21 protein-coding genes are annotated in these 19,870 nt (G+C 66.8%); 10 read left to right on the forward strand and 11 right to left on the reverse strand.

Features of this window, described 5'->3' with window-relative positions:
- Nucleotides 1-853 precede the first annotated feature (853 nt).
- On the reverse strand, nt 854-2,143 hold the full coding sequence (locus ACWF5H_RS00005; protein WP_127513039.1) for an adenylosuccinate synthase: 1,290 nt from the start codon (nt 2,141-2,143) through the stop codon (nt 854-856).
- Nucleotides 2,144-2,412: 269 nt separating this feature from the next.
- Between ACWF5H_RS00005 and ACWF5H_RS00010 the strand changes: the two genes are divergently transcribed.
- Nucleotides 2,413-3,300, forward strand: coding sequence for a DUF72 domain-containing protein (locus ACWF5H_RS00010; RefSeq protein WP_452034056.1), 888 nt, complete (start codon nt 2,413-2,415; stop codon nt 3,298-3,300).
- Here ACWF5H_RS00010 and ACWF5H_RS00015 read toward each other — a convergent pair.
- Nucleotides 3,270-3,890, reverse strand: coding sequence for a thymidine kinase (locus ACWF5H_RS00015; RefSeq protein ID WP_452034058.1), 621 nt, complete (start codon nt 3,888-3,890; stop codon nt 3,270-3,272). The two genes, ACWF5H_RS00010 and ACWF5H_RS00015, sit on opposite strands and share 31 nt — an antisense overlap.
- Nucleotides 3,891-3,960: 70 nt before the next feature.
- Complete coding sequence (locus tag ACWF5H_RS00020) at nt 3,961-4,389, reverse strand: SRPBCC family protein (RefSeq protein WP_452034059.1); 429 nt, start codon at nt 4,387-4,389, stop codon at nt 3,961-3,963.
- A gap of 189 nt (nt 4,390-4,578) precedes the next feature.
- Here ACWF5H_RS00020 and ACWF5H_RS00025 point away from each other — a divergent pair, with 189 nt between their 5' ends.
- Both ACWF5H_RS00025 and ACWF5H_RS00030 read left to right on the forward strand, forming a co-directional pair.
- On the forward strand, nt 4,579-4,878 hold the full coding sequence (locus tag ACWF5H_RS00025) for an ArsR/SmtB family transcription factor (protein WP_452034060.1): 300 nt from the start codon (nt 4,579-4,581) through the stop codon (nt 4,876-4,878).
- Nucleotides 4,875-5,264 carry a VOC family protein gene (locus ACWF5H_RS00030; protein WP_452034061.1) on the forward strand — a complete coding sequence of 130 codons (390 nt, stop codon included), beginning with the start codon at nt 4,875-4,877 and terminating at the stop codon, nt 5,262-5,264. Before ACWF5H_RS00025 ends, ACWF5H_RS00030 begins: the two co-directional genes overlap by 4 nt.
- A 73-nt stretch (nt 5,265-5,337) precedes the next feature.
- Here ACWF5H_RS00030 and ACWF5H_RS00035 read toward each other — a convergent pair whose 3' ends face one another.
- Nucleotides 5,338-6,003, reverse strand: coding sequence for a cyclodeaminase/cyclohydrolase family protein (locus ACWF5H_RS00035; protein WP_452034062.1), 666 nt, complete (start codon nt 6,001-6,003; stop codon nt 5,338-5,340).
- Nucleotides 6,004-6,149: 146 nt separating this feature from the next.
- Here ACWF5H_RS00035 and ACWF5H_RS00040 point away from each other — a divergent pair, with 146 nt between their 5' ends.
- Entirely contained in the window at nt 6,150-6,692 is a 543-nt protein-coding gene (locus ACWF5H_RS00040) for a hypothetical protein (RefSeq protein WP_452034063.1), read from the forward strand.
- 106 nt (nt 6,693-6,798) lie between these two features.
- On the opposite strand, the gene ACWF5H_RS00045 is transcribed toward ACWF5H_RS00040, so the two are convergent.
- Both ACWF5H_RS00045 and fbaA read right to left on the reverse strand, forming a co-directional pair.
- Nucleotides 6,799-7,221: a DUF3151 domain-containing protein gene (locus ACWF5H_RS00045; protein WP_452034064.1), complete on the reverse strand. Its 423-nt coding sequence runs from the start codon at nt 7,219-7,221 to the stop codon at nt 6,799-6,801.
- Entirely contained in the window at nt 7,222-8,265 is a 1,044-nt protein-coding gene (fbaA, locus tag ACWF5H_RS00050) for a class II fructose-bisphosphate aldolase (RefSeq protein ID WP_452035285.1), read from the reverse strand. It lies immediately after the preceding gene.
- Nucleotides 8,266-8,571: 306 nt separating this feature from the next.
- On the opposite strand from fbaA, the gene ACWF5H_RS00055 reads away from it, so the two are divergent.
- The gene (locus ACWF5H_RS00055) at nt 8,572-9,576 is read left to right on the forward strand and encodes an NUDIX domain-containing protein (protein WP_452034065.1); all 1,005 of its coding nucleotides are present in this window, start codon (nt 8,572-8,574) and stop codon (nt 9,574-9,576) included.
- 378 nt (nt 9,577-9,954) lie between these two features.
- Here the strand turns inward: ACWF5H_RS00055 and ACWF5H_RS00060 are convergent, their stop codons facing one another.
- Nucleotides 9,955-10,623 (reverse strand): TrmH family RNA methyltransferase, encoded by a 669-nt coding sequence (locus ACWF5H_RS00060; RefSeq protein ID WP_452035287.1) that lies wholly within the window; start codon nt 10,621-10,623, stop codon nt 9,955-9,957.
- 279 nt (nt 10,624-10,902) lie between these two features.
- On the opposite strand from ACWF5H_RS00060, the gene ACWF5H_RS00065 reads away from it, so the two are divergent.
- Nucleotides 10,903-11,709 carry an HAD-IIA family hydrolase gene (locus ACWF5H_RS00065; protein WP_364652235.1) on the forward strand — a complete coding sequence of 269 codons (807 nt, stop codon included), beginning with the start codon at nt 10,903-10,905 and terminating at the stop codon, nt 11,707-11,709.
- Nucleotides 11,710-11,744: 35 nt separating this feature from the next.
- Here ACWF5H_RS00065 and ACWF5H_RS00070 read toward each other — a convergent pair whose 3' ends face one another.
- Both ACWF5H_RS00070 and pyrE read right to left on the reverse strand, forming a co-directional pair.
- On the reverse strand, nt 11,745-12,755 hold the full coding sequence (locus tag ACWF5H_RS00070) for a thioesterase domain-containing protein (RefSeq protein ID WP_364652234.1): 1,011 nt from the start codon (nt 12,753-12,755) through the stop codon (nt 11,745-11,747).
- Nucleotides 12,756-12,780: 25 nt separating this feature from the next.
- Nucleotides 12,781-13,359, reverse strand: a complete 579-nt coding sequence (gene pyrE / locus ACWF5H_RS00075) for an orotate phosphoribosyltransferase (RefSeq protein ID WP_452034066.1) — start codon at nt 13,357-13,359, stop codon at nt 12,781-12,783.
- 166 nt (nt 13,360-13,525) lie between these two features.
- On the opposite strand from pyrE, the gene ACWF5H_RS00080 reads away from it, so the two are divergent.
- Nucleotides 13,526-14,206, forward strand: a complete 681-nt coding sequence (locus ACWF5H_RS00080) for an alpha/beta fold hydrolase (RefSeq protein WP_452034068.1) — start codon at nt 13,526-13,528, stop codon at nt 14,204-14,206.
- 4 nt (nt 14,207-14,210) lie between these two features.
- Here ACWF5H_RS00080 and ACWF5H_RS00085 read toward each other — a convergent pair whose 3' ends face one another.
- Together ACWF5H_RS00085 and ACWF5H_RS00090 are read right to left on the reverse strand one after the other, a co-directional pair.
- A complete protein-coding gene (locus ACWF5H_RS00085) occupies nt 14,211-14,657 on the reverse strand; it encodes a hypothetical protein (protein WP_452034069.1) in 447 nt (148 codons plus the stop codon).
- Nucleotides 14,658-14,775: 118 nt separating this feature from the next.
- Complete coding sequence (locus ACWF5H_RS00090; protein ID WP_452034071.1) at nt 14,776-15,972, reverse strand: ROK family protein; 1,197 nt, start codon at nt 15,970-15,972, stop codon at nt 14,776-14,778.
- A gap of 177 nt (nt 15,973-16,149) precedes the next feature.
- Between ACWF5H_RS00090 and ACWF5H_RS00095 the strand changes: the two genes are divergently transcribed.
- The 3 genes from ACWF5H_RS00095 to ACWF5H_RS00105 are packed head-to-tail and all read left to right on the forward strand — an operon-like array spanning nt 16,150 to nt 19,870.
- Nucleotides 16,150-17,718 (forward strand): sugar ABC transporter ATP-binding protein, encoded by a 1,569-nt coding sequence (locus tag ACWF5H_RS00095; RefSeq protein WP_452034072.1) that lies wholly within the window; start codon nt 16,150-16,152, stop codon nt 17,716-17,718.
- Nucleotides 17,715-18,764 (forward strand): ABC transporter permease, encoded by a 1,050-nt coding sequence (locus ACWF5H_RS00100; RefSeq protein WP_452034073.1) that lies wholly within the window; start codon nt 17,715-17,717, stop codon nt 18,762-18,764. The genes ACWF5H_RS00095 and ACWF5H_RS00100 overlap by 4 nt, the downstream gene beginning before the upstream one ends.
- Complete coding sequence (locus ACWF5H_RS00105) at nt 18,761-19,870, forward strand: ABC transporter permease (RefSeq protein ID WP_452034074.1); 1,110 nt, start codon at nt 18,761-18,763, stop codon at nt 19,868-19,870. The genes ACWF5H_RS00100 and ACWF5H_RS00105 overlap by 4 nt, the downstream gene beginning before the upstream one ends.

The following is a 19,870-nucleotide window of genomic DNA, read 5'->3' on the forward strand; positions in this document are numbered from 1 at the left end:
CACACCACAGGGGCGGCACGCCACGGCACTTCAACCAATAAATAATTGGTATCAACAAACTTGGCACACTATTGAGTTCTCAAACAACAGGAGCACCCGGCACCAAGACGACCCTCACAGGCCCTCCATCGCTCCGGAGCAACTTTTCTAACTTACCCGGTTCCCGCAGCCTTTGCAAATCGCCGTTCCCGGCGGATTCAGCCTGCGAATCCCGGCCCCCCAAACCACTCCAGCAGGCGCGAAAAACGCACCAAATCCTGGCGTATTTTGAAGGGGATTGGCCGCTGTTTTCCCTGCTTCAGCAGCAGCGACTCAGAAAACAATACACCCCTCCCCGCCTCCCGGCAAATCGCCCACCCAACCCGCCCCAACACACCCGCCGACCAGCCGGACACCACCCCAAAAACCCCGCCACCACGCGGATATCGAACCCCCAACACCACCCCGCACAACCACCCGACACCCCCGCCGGCCCCACCCACCGCACTGTGCACCCGATCACAAGATCCCTCCGCAACACCAGCTGGCCGAACCCAATACAGTCCGCCGCAGGAACCTAGCCAGGCCGAGACACGCACACCTTCCGGATCCAGCTGCCCGGAGAGATGAGAGGATCGGTTGATTCCGGGCGGCTCGCTTCCGCAAGCCGCGTCGTCGACGGCATTTTCCTGAATGACTCGACCTCGATGCAGGTCCCACTTTCGAGCCGGCGTTGAACAGCCGTACCTACGGCGAAGGGCGCGGACATCGCTGTCCGCGCCCTTCCTTGCCGTTCGACGGTCGCTACGCCACCCCCAGACGGCAGGTGACATGCGGCGCCAAGCCGCGCCCCGCCGTCGTTGTCTGCTGTGCCTTACTCCGAGATCAGGTCCCTGATCACAATGGTCTGGTCGCGGTCCGGGCCGACGCCGATGGCAGAGAACCGGGTGCCGGACATCTTCTCCAGCGCCAGCACGTAGTTGCGTGCGTTCGTCGGCAAATCCTCCAGCGTCTTGGCACCGGTGATGTCCTCGGTCCAGCCGTCGAAGTACTCAAAGATCGGCTTGGCGTGGTGGAACTCGGTCTGGGTCATCGGCATTTCGTCGTGCCGGACGCCGTCCACGTCGTAAGCAACGCAGACCGGGATCTGCTCGATGCCGGTGAGCACATCCAGCTTGGTCACGAAGTAGTCGGTGAACCCGTTGACCCGGGAGGCGTGGCGGGCCAGCACGGCGTCGTACCAGCCGCAGCGGCGCGGCCGGCCGGTGTTTACGCCGAACTCGCCGCCCTTCTTCTGCAGGTATTCACCCATGTCGTCGAACAGTTCGGTGGGGAACGGACCGGCGCCAACGCGGGTGGTGTAGGCCTTGATGATGCCCACGGCGCGGTTGATCCGGGTGGGGCCAATGCCCGAGCCTACGGATGCGCCACCGGCGGTCGGGTTGGAGGAGGTCACGAACGGGTAGGTGCCGTGGTCCACGTCCAGGAAGGTGGCCTGGCCGCCCTCCATCAGCACTACCTTGCCCTCGTCCAGCGCCTGGTTCAGCACCAACGTGGAGTCGATGACCATGGGGCGCAGCCGCTCGGCGAAGGAGAGGAAGTACTCCACCACTTCCTCCACGTGGACGTCGCGGCGGTTGTAGACCTTGACCAGCAGTTCGTTCTTTTGCCGCAGCGAGCCCTCGACCTTCTGGCGCAGGATCGATTCGTCGAAGACGTCCTGCACGCGGATGCCGAGCCGGGCCACCTTGTCCATGTAGGCGGGGCCGATGCCGCGGCCGGTGGTGCCGATGGCCCGCTTGCCGAGGAAGCGCTCGGTGACCTTGTCCATCGTCTGGTGGAACGGGGCCACCAGGTGGGCGTTGGCGGAGACGCGCAGCCGCGAGGTGTCGGCACCGCGGGCTTCGAGTCCGTCGATCTCCTCGAAGAGGGCTTCCAGGTTGACCACGCAGCCGTTGCCGATAATCGGGGTGGCGTTGGGGGACAGGATGCCGGCCGGCAGCAGCTTCAGCTCGTACTTTTCCCCGCCGACGACGACGGTGTGGCCCGCGTTGTTGCCGCCGTTCGGCTTGACCACGTAATCCACGCGGCCGCCGAGCAGGTCGGTTGCCTTGCCTTTTCCTTCGTCGCCCCACTGGGCTCCGACGATCACAATTGCTGGCATGGGATCCTCCCCCATTCGATGCGGCGGAAGCCCCGGACAGTCTGTACAAGAAGGAGCCGCTGCCGCGCATGAGAACGCCCCGCACTCCACGCGGAGTATCTGGGGCTCTTACCCACCAAGTTTAGCCGATGGGCCTGCGCGGCCCGGAATCGGTGCCCGCGGGGCGGCAGCGGGCCACCGGGCTCCGGCTTCCACAGACCACCGGGGCTGCAGTCTTCACGGCCACCGCGCTCTGGCCTGCGGCGGCGCGGCGGGGTAGCCTGCCGGACATGGCCGTCTCTCAACCGGTGGCCCGGATCGGAATTTCCGGCTGGCGGTATCCGCGGTGGCGGGGCACCTTCTACCCCAAAGGCCTCCCGCAGCACCGCGAACTGGAGTACGCCTCCGGCCACCTGAACTCGGTGGAAATCAACGGCACCTTCTACTCGCTCCAGCGGCCCTCCAGCTTCCGCCGATGGCACGAGGAAACTCCGCAGGGCTTCGTCTTTTCGGTCAAGGGCGGCCGCTACATCACGCACCTCAAGGGGCTGAAGGACGTCCGCGAGGCGCTGGCCAACTTCTATGCCAGCGGCGTGCTGGGGCTCGGCGACAAACTCGGCCCGTTCCTGTGGCAGTTGCCGGAACGCGCTACCTACGACGCCGGCGTGATGGAGAAGTTCCTGGCCCAACTGCCCGGGAGCACGCAGGCGGCCGCGGCACTGGCCGCCGAGCACACCGAGTTGATGACGGACCGGACGTGGATCCCCGGCGACGCTGCCGACCGCCCGCTGCGCCACGCCGTCGAGATCCGCAGCACCACGTTCATCACTGAGGAGTTCTACGACCAACTGCGTCGGCACAACGCAGCCCTGGTGCTCGCGGACAGCGCCGGAAAGTGGCCGATGCTGCACGAGATCACCGCGGACTTCATTTACGTCAGGTTGCACGGCAAGGACGAGCTTTATGCCGGCGGCTATCCGGACTCGGATCTGGACCGGCTGGCGACGGCGGTCGGCGGTTGGCTGTCCGGCTCCGGCTGTCCTGACGGCGCGGGCCGGGACGCGTACCTGTACTTCGACAACGACGCCAAGGTCCACGCGCCGTTCAACGCGATGGGGCTGGCAGAACGGCTGGGCCTTCCTCGGACCTACAGTGTGCCGCCGGAGGCCTCCAGATAGCAGGTCCCGCAGAGCGATTCGTACCATACGTCCTCGCCGTCGATGGCGACCTGCTCGCCGTCGAAAACAATGTCCCCACCCACCCGGCGGGTGTTGAACACGGCCTTGCGGCCGCATCGGCAGATGGTCTTCAGTTCTTCCAGCGTATGGGCGATTTCCAGCAGCCGGCGAGCGCCGGGGAAGGCCTGGGTGCGGAAGTCGGTCCGGATGCCGTAAGCGAGCACCGGAACGTTGTCCATCACCGCAATGCGGAACAGGTCGTCCACCTGCTCGGGCTCCAGGAACTGGGCCTCGTCCACCAGCAGGCAGGCCACCGGCTGGACGTCCACCCGCTCCAGCAGGGCATCCGGATCTTCGCCGGCAGCTACCCGGCCGAAGTGTTCGCGCACCGACTCGCCAGGCGGGATCATGAAGTCCACATCCCGGGCCATGCCCAGCCGGGAGACGATCTTGCTGTCCCCCTTGGTGTCCAGGTTCGGCTTGGCCAGCAGCACGCGCTGCCCGCGCTCCTCGTAGTTGAACGCAACCTGGAGCAGCCCGGTGGATTTGCCGGAGTTCATCGCCCCGTAGCGGAAGTAGAGCTTGGCCAACACAGTCCTTTCAAACGGTCCCAGCAGTCGATTCTACTGAGCTTGCGGCGGGGCACACGGCAGCACCGGATCAGGGCGCGGCCTCCGCGAAGCGTTTGAAACCGGCCAGCTGCCCGGAGTCCGCCTCGGCCAGCTCCGCGCGGATCTGATCTGCCATGCCGGCCAGTTCCTCACTGATGACGACGTCGGCCGTGAGGGTCAGGCGGGTGGCGCCGCCATCGCCGTCGAACTCGTAGCGGTAGTACGCCTGCACGTCCCCCTGGGAGGAAGCGATGGTGATACTGCGGCCGACGTCGAGCTCGCTCACCGTACAGCTGCGGTCATGCCCTTGGGAGTGGAAGTCGATGGTTTGGCCAGTAACCAAAGGGCCTTCGGCGTGCATCTCGCTCACCCCCGGCATCCAGGCCGGCGCGGCAGCCCAGTCGGTCAACAGTGCCCACGCCCGTGCCGGCGGAACGTAGACCTGCTCGGTGACCGTGAACGCAGTGTTCGCACCCATATCTGCATCATCCCTTCCCAACCGCTGCTGCGGAAGGCCCGGGCTGGTCGCCGGCTGACTTTCGGCCACAGGCTCGGCGGATCGTGCTCTGGCTTTCCGGCCGTAAGCCAGGGCTGATCACCGGCCCTAGCTTGCGATGCCGGACGCAGCCACTGGACTGGCAACCTTAAGGTTGCGTATTGTAGAGGCATGGATGCTGTTTTCCAAGCCCTCGGTCATCCGACGCGGCGGATCCTGTTGGAGGAGCTGGCCGCAACCAACGACCAGACGCTCTTCCAGCTGACCGTGGGCTTGATCAACAAGCACCACCTGGAGATCTCCCGCCAGGCTGTCACCAAGCATCTGGCCATTCTGCGCGAGGCCGGATTGGTAACGTCCACCATCCGGGGGCGCACCACCGTGCACCATCTGGACCCTGCCCCGCTGGCCGCCGCGCGGGAATGGCTTACTCGTATCCCGCAGTCCACCACCACGAAGGAAGAACCATGATTGTCACCACCACCAGCATTTTCGTCGACGACCAGCAGAAGGCGCTCGAGTTCTACACCACCAAGCTGGGCTTCCAACTCAAGAATGATGTGCCGCTCGGCGCCGACCGCTGGCTGACGGTTGTCTCTCCGGAAGCCCCGGACGGGGTGGAACTGCTCCTGGAACCGTCCGGGCATCCGGCGGTGAAGCCGTTCAAGGAAGCCTTGGTGGCCGACGGCATCCCGTTCAACAGCTTCGGCGTGGACGATGTGCACGCCGAATACGAGCGCCTGACCGCGCTGGGCGTGGAGTTCATCCAGAAGCCCGCCGACATGGGACCGGTCATCACCGCCGTCCTCGACGACACCTGCGGCAACCTGATTCAGATCGCCAGCAAGAAGGACTAGCTGCAACGGCCGGGGCCGGGTGCCTTTCGGGGGCTCGCGGCTAGGCGGCTCGGTTGTGCGGCGGGCCTCGCGGCTACTTGAGTACGCGCTGCCGTACCAGCGCGGACAGCTCCTCCGCCCGGCCCACCACCCGGTCCGCCTTCTGCGTATGTTCCCGGAGAGACTCCTGCAGGGACTCCTCCGCGATCGACGCCAAGTTGGCCTCCACCGTAATGCGCGCGGTGGCCGCGGCGGCGCGTGCCGCCTCGGCCGCCACTGCGATGTCGCTGAGGAGGTCGGCTTTGCAGACATCGAGCAGTTCCTCGCCCAGACGGACGACGGCGGTGGCCAGGTCCAGCTGGGCCCTCGCCGGAAGTGTCGCTTCGACGAGCGCCTCGCGGATCGCCGCGCTTCGCTTGGCCCGCTCTCCGTCGGTCCCGGACGGAAACTTGTAGCACTCGACTACCCGCTGGAACTTCTCTTCGTCGGCTTCCGCCTCTTGCATTGCTGTCCGCATCAGCTCGTCCGCCTCGGACAGGATGGCTTCGAGGTCCGTTTCCGACGTTCCGGAACCGCCGTGGCCGGCTGCGGATGCCGAACCGCCTGGGCCGTTCGCCGCCGGCTTGGAAAAGTTCGCGACCATCCCGATCAGCGCCGCCGCCTGTGCTGCATGGATCGCCCCGACGGCGCCCGCACCCGGCGTCGGATCGTTCGACCCGAGACGGCGGAGATACTGCTCGATGGTCTCGGATCTGCTCACGCTTCGGCCCCGCTCATTGCTGCGGCTGGTGCGTCACTGGCTGCGGGTTCCATCTCGCCATCATGCCTAACAACGCATCGCCGCGAAAGGGCCAGACGGGGAGGGGCAGCGGTCTTTGCGTGCTGATTCAGTGGTAGATTCCCCGCATGGACTGGGCCGAAGACAAGGTTCCCGCTGTTCGGATGTTCCCGGACTACGCAGACACGGTGCTGTGGTTTGATGGGCCGGTCGACTACGCGGAGTGCGGCCTCAGCGAGCGGCTGATCCGAGACCTCACGCGCTGGGAACAGGGCTACTACGATGCCCTCGTCGATGTGGAATGGCGGGCCCCGGAACTGGCTGCCCAATTCACCGAGGACGGTATCCGACTGGCGCAGCAGGTCGCCGGGGAGCTGGGCGAAGACTTCGAGGTGGAGTTCCGGTCCTATGAGAACGGCGCAGGAGTTCGCCGGTTCAGAGGCAGGGGCCCCGGCTCTCCGGAAGCAACCGCAGCATTCGGCCAGCGAGCCGCGTCCGAGCGCGACGACCGGGAACAACTGGCCCTGTTGAAGGCCGAGGACGAGACGTCCGGCGCGGGCGGCTGGTTCGCCTACGCGCCGGAGTCCGGACTGGTCTTCCGCCCGCGGCCGCCGGGCGACGTCGGCAGCCACCCGGAATCACGTGACGCTGCGGACCGGGACGAGGAATAGACAGCGCGACTGCCGCCGCTAAAGCAAGCCAGCATGAAATCCATTGGTGAGAAAACGGGAGCTGGCGTAGTGCCAACTCCCGTTTTCTAACCAACCGATTTGCACCTCAGGCGCTTTCGATGGCCGCCGTGGCGTTGGGATCGGAATCGGTCAGGAATTTGCCGATTCGGTCCACTTCTTCAGCCTCGCCGATGGCACCGGCGGCCCGGCCCAGGGCGTAGAGGGCGCGCAGGAAGCCGCGGTTCGGTTCGTGCTCCCAGGGGATTGGTCCGGCGCCGCGCCAGCCGGCCCGGCGCAGCGAGTCCAGGCCGCGGTGGTAACCCACCCGGGCGTAGGCGTAAGACTCGACGGTCCGGCCCTCGGCGTAGGCTTCATCGGCCAGGATCGCCCACACCAGCGAGGAGGACGGGAACTTCGCCGCCAGATCCACCGCTTCGTCGCCGGCATCCAGGCGGGCCAGGACGTCGGTCTCTTCCGGCAGATAGGTCGGCTCGGGGCCCAGCAGGTTAGTGCGGAAAGGCTCGGTCATTTACTTCACCGACTTTCCGGCAGAGCCAAGGCGCTGGGCCGCCTCCACCACGCGGGCGGCCATCGACTTCTCGGCGGCCGCACCCCAGACACGCGGGTCGTAGGCCTTCTTGTTGCCCACTTCGCCGTCGACCTTCAGAACGCCGTCGTAATTGGCGAACATGTGGCCGGCCACCGGGCGGGTGAAGGCGTACTGGGTGTCCGTGTCCACGTTCATCTTGATCACGCCGTAGGAGACGGCGTCGGCGATTTCCTGCTCGGTCGAGCCGGAGCCGCCGTGGAAGACCAGGTCGAACGGGTTAGTTTTGCCGACCTTCGAGCCGACCTCGGCCTGGATCTGCTGGAGCAGCTCCGGGCGCAGTTTCACGCCGCCGGGCTTGTAGACGCCGTGCACATTCCCGAAGGTCAGCGCGGTGATGTAGCGGCCCTTCTCCCCTGCGCCCAGCGCCTCGATGGTCTTCAGCCCGTCGTCCACGGTGGTGTAGAGCTTCTCGTTGATCTCGTTTTCGACGCCGTCTTCCTCGCCGCCCACGGTGCCGATTTCCACTTCCAGGATGATCTTGGCCGCGGCGGTGCGGGCCAGCAGGTCCTCGGCGATCTTGAGGTTCTCTTCAAGCGTCTCGGCCGAGCCGTCCCACATGTGCGACTGGAAGATCGGGTCTTCGCCGCGCTTCACGGCCGCCTCGGACTCCGCCAAGAGCGGCAGCACAAAGCTATCCAGCTTGTCCTTGGGGCAGTGGTCGGTATGCAGCGCCACGTTGACCGGGTACTTCTTGGCCACCTCGCGGGCGAACGCGGCGAAGCCCAGCGAACCGGCAACCATGTCCTTCACACCGGAGCCGGACCAGTACGCGGCACCGCCGGTGGACACCTGGATGATGCCGTCGGATCCGGCATCGGCAAAGCCCTGCAGGGCTGCGTTGAGGGTCTGCGAAGAGGTGACGTTGATCGCCGGGTAGGCGAAGCCGCCCGCTTTGGCGCGGTCAATCATGTCGGCATAGATCTCAGGGGTTGCAACGGGCATGCTGACTCCTTGGCTAACGATACGGATTCGAAGGCGTTGCCTCTGGGCCCATCCTATCGAGTCGCATCCGGGGAGCGGCTTCGAGTCGTAAGGGCCGTAGGTTCGAGACGCCCCCAGGCTGCTGCCATCCCGCCGGATCCGGGCAGGCGTCTGTGAAGCCGGGTTACATCCGCTGTCGCTTTCACTTGCCGGCTCCGGCGGGATCCGACGGGATCCGGACCCCGCCGGCCCGACGAGGCACTCCGTCCTCGGAACGAACCTGCTGTCCCCGTGCACCCGCCGCACGGCACTCCCCCGCGGCATAGCCGGTCGTGGCAAGCTGGGACCATGACTGAATTCCCGCCGCCGTTCCACGGTCCGCGCGATCCCGGCGACGCCTGGGTGGAAGGACCGGACGGCACCCGGATGTGGGGCCGGTTCGGCTCGGCCGGGCTGCTGGCGGTGGACCGCGAGCGCGGCATCCTGCTCCAGCACCGGGCCCAGTGGAGCCATTTCGGCGGCACGTGGGGAATCCCGGGCGGCGCGCGCCATCAGGACGAATTGGCAGTGGACGCCGCACTGCGCGAGGCGAACGAGGAGGCCGACGTCCCGGTCGACGCACTGGCGCCGCTGTTCACCTCGGTGCTCGACCTCGGCTTCTGGACCTACACCACCGCGGCCGCCCGGACCGTGCGCCCCTTCGAACCGGCCATTACCGACGCCGAGAGCCTTGCCCTGGCCTGGGTGCCGCTGCACGAGGTGGACAACCTGCCGCTGCATCCGCACTTCGGCGAGGCCTGGCCGCGGCTGCGCACCCTGCTGGAGCACCCGCCGCTGCTGGTCATCGACGCCGCGAACGTGGTGGGCTCCCGGCCGGACGGCTGGTGGAAGGACCGTGCCGGCGCCGCCCGCCGCCTGCTGGCCTCGCTGCGCGCCGCGCTGGAACCGGGGCTTCCGGCCGACCTGCTGGCGGTGCCGGCCGGTACCGTGTGGCCGCGCACCGTCGTCGTGCTGGAAGGTGCTGCGAAGGATGCCGCCCCGGAAGGTCCCTTTAAGTACGACGGCGGGGCGGAACCTTCCCCGGATGGCTCCGCCTCGCATTCGGCTTCCCCGAGCGACGACGGCGGGGCGGACCAGACCTCGGCAGCGCACCGCCGCGGTGTGCGACTAGAGGTGGTGCACGCGGCCGGATCGGGCGACGACGAGATCGTGGCCCAGGTGCAGAAGGCGTTCGGCGCCGACCCCGAAGCGTCGGTGACCGTGGTGACGTCGGACCGCGGCCTGCGCGAACGGGCCGAGGGGCTCGGCGCCCGGGCCGTCGGCGCGGGATCCCTGCTGGACCTGCTCGGCTGACCGCGACGGCCCGCGGGCCCCGGCGGCAAGAACATGACCGCCCCGAACTCCCACGACTACATCACCCCCGGCCAAGCCATCGGTGTCCACGTTTTGGCGGGGCCCTGAGCATCGCCGCAGGTCAGAGGCCTGTGGACAGCCAAGACATGGACAGTTCCTACTGAATGTGGACAGCTGACCCGGAGCTACCGCTGAAATGTGGACAGCGCCTTCAACGTTTCCGCACCTCAGGGGCTTGTGGATAGCCCCAAACATGGGACGTTACTGCCATACGTGGGAAGTTACTCCGGGCCGAGCCGCCATGGCTCCGCGAGGCTGAGCCTCCGGGCCAGCTAAGCGAAGCGAACCGCGGGCCCGCCCCGCCCCGCGCACGCGTGCTTACGGCCCGGGCGCCCCCACCGGCTGCGCAAAGACGTGGCGGCGGATCCACGCGTGCATGGCGATGGCCGCGGCGGCGGAGGCATTGATCGAGCGGGTGGAGCCAAACTGGGCGATCGACAGCGTGGCGTCGGCGGCGGCGTGGACCTCGGGCGTCAGTCCGGGACCTTCCTGGCCGAAGACCAACACGGCGTTCTCGGGCAGATCGTAGGTTTCCAGCGGCACCGAATCGGGGAAGTTGTCTATCCCGATGATCCGCAGCCCCTCGCCCTGAGCCCAGGCCACGAAGTCGTCCACGGTGGGGTGGTGCCGGACATGTTGGTAGCGGTCGGTAACCATCGCCCCGCGCCGGTTCCACCGCCGCCGTCCGATGATGTGCACTTCCTTGGCCAAAAAGGCATTGGCGCAGCGCACCACGGAGCCGATGTTCAGGTCATGCTGCCAGTTCTCGATGGCCACGTGGAAATTGTGCCGGCGGGAGTCCAGGTCCGCGACGATCGCGTCGTGCTTCCAGTAACGGTACTGGTCCGTCACGTTGCGGCGGTCGCCGTCGGCCAGCAGTTGCGGGTCCCAGTGGTCGCCCTCCGGCAGCGTCCCTTCCCAGGGCCCGACGCCGATGCTCACCTCCGCGGCGCCGGTTCCGGCCGCGTCCGGGGCGGCTACCGCCACGTTCGAGTCGGTCCCAGCAGCGTCGGGTTCCAGCCCTGGGGCGTTCGGGGCGGCTACGGGAATGTCCAATCCCGGTGTCCGGCCGTCGGTCAACGGCTGTCCGGCCTCGTCTTCGCCTGCGTTTTTTTCCACCCCACAAGCCTAGGTGACAGACTGAGGCCGGAAGCGCCGTCCCGCCGGCACTCGCCGGGCACTCCTGGGCCCACGCCCCCGGCCCGCACTGCACCTGGGCCAGCGCCGACCCCGGTACCCAACCGCACCACCGCACGAAAGGGAACCATGCACCAGCAAAAGACCCGCACGCCCGCCGATATCGAGTGCTGGCTCACCGACATGGACGGCGTGCTGGTGCACGAGAGCACCGCTATCCCGGGCGCAGCGGAACTGATCCAGCGCTGGGTTGACACCTCCAAGCGATTCTTGGTGCTGACCAACAACTCCATCTACACTCCCCGGGATATGGCCGCACGGCTGCATCAGGCCGGGCTGGAGGTGCCCGAGGAGAACATCTGGACATCGGCGCTGGCCACTGCCCAATTCCTGCGCAACCAGACCCCCTCGTCGGAGGGGCACGGCCGCGCATACGTGATCGGCGAGGCCGGACTGACCACGGCTCTGCACGAGGCCGGCTTCATCCTGACCGACCGGGACCCGCAGTATGTGGTGCTGGGCGAAACGAGAACCTACTCCTTCGAAGCCATCACCAAGGCCATCCGGCTGATCCTGGCCGGCTCGCGTTTCATCGCCACCAACCCGGATGCCACCGGCCCGTCCACGGAAGGCGTGCTGCCGGCAACCGGAGCCATCGCGGCGCTGATCAGCAAGGCCACCAACCGCATGCCGTACATCGTGGGCAAACCCAATCCGATGATGTTCCGCTCGGCCATGAACCAGATTGATGCCCACTCCGAGACCACGGCGATGATCGGCGACCGGATGGACACGGACATCGTCGCCGGCATGGAGGCCGGGCTGCACACCGTGCTGGTCTACACCGGCATCACCCAGCCCGACGACGTGTCCCGCTTCCCGTTCCGGCCGAACCAATCCTTCGACTCGGTGGCAGACCTGATTCCGCTCGTATAGCGAGCGGCCCGCCCCAGGGCGCCGGCGGCCCGGAACTAGAAGAACTGCGCCTTCATTCCAGCCACCGGCAGCGGGAAGTAGTCGTTTTCCACCTGCTGGATGATCGGCACGTAGATCGCCGAATTCCACTGCGGACTGGCGTGGGCGGGCCGTGCACCTTCAGTCACCAGGTTGTTGGTCAGGAAGTTCGCCTCGTAGTTCACCAGCCAGCTGCGCCGGGCAGTGGTGTAGTTGATCGTCTGATCGCCCGGGTTCCCCATCCACGCCATCTTGGTCTCGCCGATGCTGTGGCTGAAGCGGTGCGCGTCGAAATGGTAGATGTACGAAGACTGCGACTGGATCAGCGTGCTGGAGACTGCCAGCGGGGACAACTGCTCCATGGTCTGCTCCACGATCTGCCGCCAGCTGCGTTCGTTCTTGTGCACAATCCGCTCGCCCAGCTCGTATCCCCCGCGCAGATAACTTGGGACCCGGTAGCCGGCCTCGTACAGGAACACCACGCCTTCGAACATGGTCTTGTCCAGCACGTCGAAGCGGCTGTACGGGGACGAATCCATCAGGATCAGCTCCACCGGGTAGCCCTTGGCCCGCAACCGGGCGGTCATCTCCACCGCCACCATGCCGCCGAAGCTGTGCCCGTAGAAGTAGAGCTTCTGTAGCTTGTTGTCCTGGATGTGTTTTTGCAGCACCTCGGTCAGTTCGGCCAGGTCCAGTCCGCGGTTCGAGTAGCCTGCCACCGCCAGCCGGCCGCGCTCCGTCAAGCCGGTGCGCAGCGAGTTCAGGATCCACAGCCCCTCCTCCCAGCTGGTCTTGTACCCGGGGAACACTACCCAACTGGAGCGCGGGAAGCGGCGGTCCGCGCGCTCATCCGCCAGCGTGAGGATCTGCGCTTCATTGCGCATGCCCTGAATGGCGCGGGTGGCCGCCAGGTCCGCGGCGGTGCCTAGGCCGAACGCCGCGCCGATCAGGAACGAGCGCCGCGAGACCCGGTGCAGGTCGCTGGCCAGGCGCAGTTGGCGGGCGGCCTTGTTCCTGCGTACATCCATGAGTTTGCTGAGCTGCCTGCCGCTGCTAGTCCAGACCCAGCTCGTCCTTGCCGAAGGCGAACAGATACGGCACGCCAGCTTCGGCCTCGATGCGTTCCTTGGCGCCGGTGTCGCGGTCCACGATGACGGCCACCGCAGTGATCTGCCCGCCGGCGTTGCGCACGCCTTCCACCGCGGTCAGGGCGGAACCGCCGGTAGTGGAGGTGTCTTCCAGTACGACGACGGAGCGATCCCTCACGTCGGGACCCTCAACTTGGCGACCCATTCCGTAGGACTTCTGCGCCTTGCGCACGACAAAAGCATCCACTGTGCGGCCGGCGTCTGCCGCGGCGTGCATCAGCGCGGTGCCCACCGGGTCGGCACCCATCGTGAGGCCGCCGGCTGACTGGAACTCGATGCCGGCCTCATCCAGCATGGCCAACATGACCCTGCCGACCAGGCGGGAGGCTTCGTGGTGCAGGGTGACCCGGCGCAGGTCGATGTAGTAATCGGCCTCGGCGCCGCTGGACAGTGTGACTTTGCCGCGCACCACGGCCAGTTCCTTGATCAGTTCGAGCAGGCGGGCGCGGTCGGCCGCTGGATCGGCCGCAGAAGTCTGGGTCATGATTCCCAGTCTATGGGGTTGCCACTGCGTCGTTCCGAATCAGTGACGCTGGCACGCCCGGCGCAGAGTTTCGTTGCTTCCAGGCGCCCTATGTACCCGCACCAGTGACCGTCGGCGCCGTTCCTGTCATAATCGGGGCCACGCGAGCTAGGGGAGGTTTGCACAGATGGCCACCTTTGTGTTCATTCACGGGGCCGGGGACGTCGGCTGGTATTGGCATTTGGTGAAGGCCCAACTGCGTTCCCGGGGACACGACGTGGTCGCCCCCGATTTGCCCAGCGAGGACGAAACCAAAGGGCTGGACGAAACCGCAGACGCGGTGGTCGCGGAGATCGGCGACCGGCGGGACCTGGTGGTGGTCGGCCAGTCGTTTGGCGGTTTTACCGCGCCGCTGATCGCCGCCCGGCTGCCGGTCAAGCTGCTGGTCTACCTTGCGGCGATGGTCCCGGCCCCCGGTGAGCGGCCGGCGGACTGGTGGAGCAATACCGGATACGGCGAAGCTGCCAAGCAGCAGGCCGCCAAGGACGGCGGACTTACCGGCAACGATGACCCGTTCATCTGCTTCTACAACGGCGTCCCGCGCGAGCTGGCCGAGAAGGCGCTGAGCTTTGAACGCGGCCAGTCGGAAGCCTCCCAGGACAAGGCCTGGCCGCTCGAGGCCCACCCGGACGTGCCGACGAAGTTCATCCTGTGCAAGGACGACCGCTTCTTTCCCGCCGACTTGTTCCGCCGGATCGTGCCCGAGCGGCTGGGCATTGTCCCGGACGAAATCCCCGGCTGCCACTGCGTGGCGCTCAGCCACCCCAAAGAGTTGGCCGACCAGCTGGAGAGCTACCTGAGCGAGTAGATGGCTAGAGTCCAACGACCAGCAGGTTCGGGTGCAACTGCTCCCAGCCGGCGGCCAGGTCGTCGGTCGCGTCGTAGCCGTCTAAGGCAAGCTTGGCTATGACACCGGCGGGACCAGCGACCTTGATCGGGCTCTGGCCCCGGGGATTGAAGTGAAGTGGCAATGAGGTCGCACAGCCGGTCACCCAGTCTGAGTCCACCTGACGGTTGACGATAACAACGCAAAAGCCGTCAGGGTCCGCCCGGGTCGCATAGAAGGCATAGTCGTCCTGCTCGGCCAGCAGCCGAGCGCTGTCCGGATCCGCTTCAGGGCCCAGGTTGACGTGCGTAGGAAGTTTGTCCTCCGCGATAGGCACCTGAGCCATTGCGGACACCACTGGCTTGGCGCCGCCGCAGCCGGCCAGCGCCAGCAGTGCAACGGCACCGGCCGCCACGTTGACCAATGTGCGCATGACTCCCCTGCCGTCAATGGATGAGCGTTTGTCTCACGCTAGCCACCTATCTGCAGGCGCGGGGGCCCCAGCAGGTTGCGAAACGATAACTTCAGACCATGGGGGCTAAAGCCGGCAGTCACGCCGACGCCGCGGCCTCGATCGCCTCGGGCGAAAGCACATGGCCGATCGCCAGCGAGACGGCCCCCAGCACACCCGCACGCTGTCCGGCCACGGACGGGGCAATCCGCAGGTGCTCGGTGGCCAGCGGCAGCGAGCGCTGGTAGACCACTTCCCGGATCCCCGCCAGCAGGTGCTCGCCTGCCTGCGCCAGCCGGCCGCCGATCACGACCACGGAGGGATTGACCAGGTTCACGCAGGTGGCCAGCACGTCGCCGATGTCCCGGCCGGCCTGGCGCACGGCCTGGATTGCCTGCAGGTCGCCCGAGCGCACCAGGTCGATCACGTCCTGGCTGCTGTGGGCCTTCTTCCCCTCCGCTGTCAACGCTGCGGCCAGCGCCGGTCCGCCGGCCAACGCCTCCAAACAGCCGGTGTTCCCGCAGCGGCAGGCCACGCCGTCACCGCGGGGCACCCGCACATGCCCCAGGTCCCCGGCGGTGCCCTGCGCGCCGCGCTGCAGCTGGCCCGAGGAGATGATGCCGGCGCCAATCCCGGTGGCCACCTTGATCAGCATCAGGTCAGCGGTGTCCGGCCAGGCCAGGGCCTGCTCGCCCAGCGCCATGATGTTCACGTCGTTGTCCACGAGTACCGGCACCTTGAAGTGTTGCTGCACCAGCGCGGGGACGTCCACGCGGTCCCAGCCGGGCATGATCGGCGGATTGATCGGCCGACCCGTGTCATGCTCGACCGGCCCGGGCAATCCGATGCCAATCGCGCCCAGGTCCGCCGCGCTCCGGCCGGCTTCCCTCAGCAGCCGCGCCACCGCATCGCAGAGCCAGCCCAGCACGCTGTCCGGGCCGCTGGCGATGCTCAGTTCGGCGCGTTCTTCGGCCAGCACCGCGCCGGAGAGATCGGCTACGACCACCAGCGCGTGCGTGGCACCGAGGTCCGCTCCGACCACCAGCCGTGCGGCCGGATTGAGCGCAAACAACGACGGCGGCCTGCCGCCGGTCGAGGTCGCTCCGCCTACGGGCGCGATCAGCCCTACCCGCATCAGCGCATCCACGCGGGCTGTCACCGTGGAACGGGCCAGGCCGGTCAGCTGCGCCAGTTCGGCGCGGGTGCGTGGTTGGCCATCGCGGAGCAGCTGGAAGACCTCGCTGGCTCCTGCGGCCGGCTGCGCTGCCAAGCGCTGCGGGGCGACGTCGGAGTTCAACACACTTTCAGTACAGCATGCGGAGCTTCTGTTTGTCTCTACAGCGACTATCTAAAGAACTTTTGACAACTTTTGTTTGACTATCGACAAAAGTATGTGAGGCGTGCCACAGTAGGGGGCGTGGAGGGTATTGTCAGCAGCGATGCGGCCGAAAACGGTCAAAAGCGGGATCAGCCTGTGCTTGAAGTGCGCGGGCTGACGAAGAGTTTCTTTGGCAACCCGGTGTTGCAGGATGCGTCGCTGACGCTGCACCCGGGCGAGGTTCACGGCGTCGTGGGGGAAAACGGCGCCGGAAAGTCCACCCTGATGAAGATCCTGGCTGGGGTTTACCAGCGGGACTCCGGAACGGTGCTGCTGCGCGGCCAGAGCGTGCAGTTCAGCCATCCCACTCAGGCACACGAAGCCGGCCTGTCCACCGTGTTTCAGGAATTCAACCTGCTGCCCGACCGCACGGTGGCCGAGAACATTTATCTGGGCCGCGAACCCCGCAAGGGCCTGCTGGTCAGCAGGGCGAAGATGAACGCCGCCACCGCAGACCTGTTGGAGTCTCTCGGCATCGGGTTCATCCGTCCCACCTCGCTGGCACGGTCGCTGTCCGTGGCCGAGCAACAAATTGTGGAGATTGCCAAGGCGGTCAGCTATGACGCGCGGATCATCTCCATGGATGAACCGACCGCCGCCTTGTCCGGCCCGGAAGTCTCCCTGCTCTACGGCATTGTGCAGCGGCTGGCCGAACGCGGGACCGGAATCCTCTACGTCTCGCACCGTCTGCGAGAAATCTTCGATCTCTGCCAGACCATCACCGTGCTCAAGGACGGGCGGATCGTGGACACCAAACCCGCCGCCGAGCTCGACGACGCTTCGCTGGTGCGGATGATGGTGGGCCGGCCCATCTCCGCCTACTTCCCGGACAAGCTCCCGGCCGAGCCGGCGGCGGGAATCCAGCCGACCGAAAGCCAGGCGGCCACTCCTCGCGAGGCCACCGCCTCCACACCGTTACTGGAACTGGACGGCGCCGGCAATGACCAACTGGACAGCATCGGCCTGAAGCTGATGCCGGGCGAGATCGTCGGTGTCGCCGGACTCCAGGGATCCGGCCGCACGGAATTGCTGCACGCGGTCTTCGGCGCCGCACCGTTCAACCGCGGCACCATGCAGCTGAACGGCCGGCCGGTCCGTCCGCACTCTCCGCGCCAGGCGGTGCGGCACGGGATCGCGCTGATCACCGAGGACCGCAAGGCGCAGGGCCTGAGCCTGAACCAGTCGCTGCTGGACAACGCGCTGGGCGTGGTTCGCGCCGTGTTCCCCGGCCGCACCCCTACCGTGCGCCGCGAAGTCGCCGGTTCGTTCAGCGCCTTGGAGGTGGTCGCCCGGGATCTGGACCAGGAAGTGCAGTACCTCTCCGGCGGCAACCAGCAGAAGATCGTGCTGGCCAAGTGGCTGGCCGTCTCCCCGCGCATCGTGCTGCTGGACGAACCAACCCGGGGCATCGACGTCGGCGCCAAGGTGGCGGTATACCGGCTGATGCGCCAGCTTGCAGCCGAGGGGAAGGGCGTACTGATGGTTTCCAGCGAGCTGCCGGAGGTGATCGGCATGTCCGACCGGATCCTGGTGATGCGCGACGGGCAACTCGCCGGTGAGCTCCCCGCCGGTGCCACCGAAGAGGAAATCCTGCGGCTGGCCACCGGCGCCAGGGTTCCCGGCACGGCGCCGGAGGACGGCAGCACGACCGGAGGGACGGCATGACAACGACGCGCTCAGCACCCCGGGCCAAACCATCAGCACAGGCCGGCAGTTTTTTCGCCAGGCTGAGCTCAACCCAGATCGTCTATCTGGTGGCACTGCTGGTCCTGATCGCCGGCAGCATCCTGGTGGCCACCACCGGCCGCAGCTTCTTCAGTCCAGGCAACATCTCCGCCATCCTGACCGGCACCAGCGTGCTGGGCTTCATCGCCATCGGCCAAACCCTGGTGATCCTGGTCGGCAGCCTCGATCTTTCCGTCTCTTATGTGACCAGCCTGGCCAGCCTGATCGGTGCCGGCGTCATGGCCAACCAGAGCGGGAACGTGCCGGCCGCCGTGGCCCTGACACTCGGGGTCTCGGCGGTGATCGGCCTGGCCAACGGGCTGATAGTCGCAGGCCTCAAGGTGCACGGCTTCATAGCCACGCTGGGCATGGGCCTGATTATCAGCGGCTACCTGGCCACGAACTTCAAGGGCAGTTTCGGCCAGGCTCCGTTCTCCTTCCGGCTGATCGGCGCCACTGGATTGGGTCCGGTGCCGATCTCCACGCTGATCATGCTTGCCTGCGCCGCGCTGGTGCTGCTGATGCTGCACCGCACGCGGATCGGCCACCACATCTATGCAGTGGGCGGCGACCGGGACGTGGCCCGCATGTCCGGCGTCCGGGTCCCAGGCGCCGTGATCACGGCGCACGTCACCTGCTCGGTCTTGGCTGGCATGGCCGGTCTGTTGCTGGCCAGCCGGCTGGGCGTCGGCAGCCCAACGGTCGGCTCGCAAGGCGGCTACGATCTGCTGTCGATCGCCGCCGTCGTGCTGGGCGGAACCCTGCTGGCCGGCGGCAAGGGTTCGGTCCTCGGCACGCTAGGCGGCGTGTTGATCTTCGCGATGCTGGACAACATCATGTCCGTGCTGCAGATCAACCCGTTTATGAAGGACGTGGTCCGGGGCGTGGTGATCGTGGTCGCCGTCGCCGTCTATGCCCGCCGCACCGTCGTCACCCGGCCCCCGCGCTTCGGGCACGGCGGGCACCAGCAGGAGATACAGCCATGAGCACGATCCTGGATCCGGAAGCCGGCCGCGCCGTCCTGCAGCAGAACCGGGCCAGCCGCGGCGAACGTTTCCTCCGCAGCCTGCGGACGCCCGGCGGCGGCGTCTTCGTCCTGCTGTTCGTCCTGCTGGTGGCCATCATCATCTGGAGCCCGTCGTTCGGTGAGCCCGAATCCTTCATCCGCTTCATCGGACGCACCGCCCCGATTGCGATTGCGGCGATCGGACAGTACTTCGTGATCGTCTCCGGCGAATTCGATCTGTCCATGGGCTCGGTGGTCACCATGCAGGTGATCGTGGCGGGCAACTTGATTGGCGACGACGATTCCAAAGTCGTCCCGGTGCTGCTGCTGATGTTCGTCCTCGGCGCGCTGATCGGCTTGATCAACGGCTTGGTCACCACGTTGCTGAGGGTGCCCAGCTTCATCGTCACGCTGGGCATGATGCTGGCACTGTTGGGCCTGGTGCTGTACTGGACCGGCGGCGCCGCCCAAGGCAATCCGGCGGACAGTTTCCGCCAGATCGGCCGCGGCGGCATCGAAGACGTCCCGGTGCTCGGGATCATCCCCTATCCGGTGCTGATCCTGACGGTGGCGGCAGTGCTGGCCTTCTGGCTGATGCGCCGGCCCTACGGCCGCACACTGCTGGCCGTCGGCGACAACGACGTCGCCGCCGCACTGACCGGCGCTCGGGTCTGGTGGGTGCGCACGCGCGCCTTCATGCTCTCCTCGCTCGCCGCCACCGTCGCCGGAATCCTGCTGGTCGGCTACGCCGGAGTCCACCCTTCCGTGGGGCGAGGCTACGAGTTTACGGCGATCACCGCCGTCGTACTGGGAGGGGTGGTGCTGGGCGGCGGACGAGGCTGGGTGCTTTCGGCCGCGGCCGGCGCCTTCGCCCTGGAAGCCCTGTTCACGCTGCTGAACTTCATGGGCGTGGCGTCCACCTGGCGGAACACCGTTCAGGGCGTCATCATCATCGTCGCCGTGGCTGCCGCCGCGCAGTCCTGGCAACGCAAGCGCCGCGGGGGCTCTGCGGCAGCGCAATCCGAACAACAACGCATCACTGCGGCACCAGAGCCCGCTGAGGGCACCGACAAGGGAGGGAACTGA

The sequence above is a fragment of the Arthrobacter sp. NPDC055138 genome (assembly GCF_053607305.1).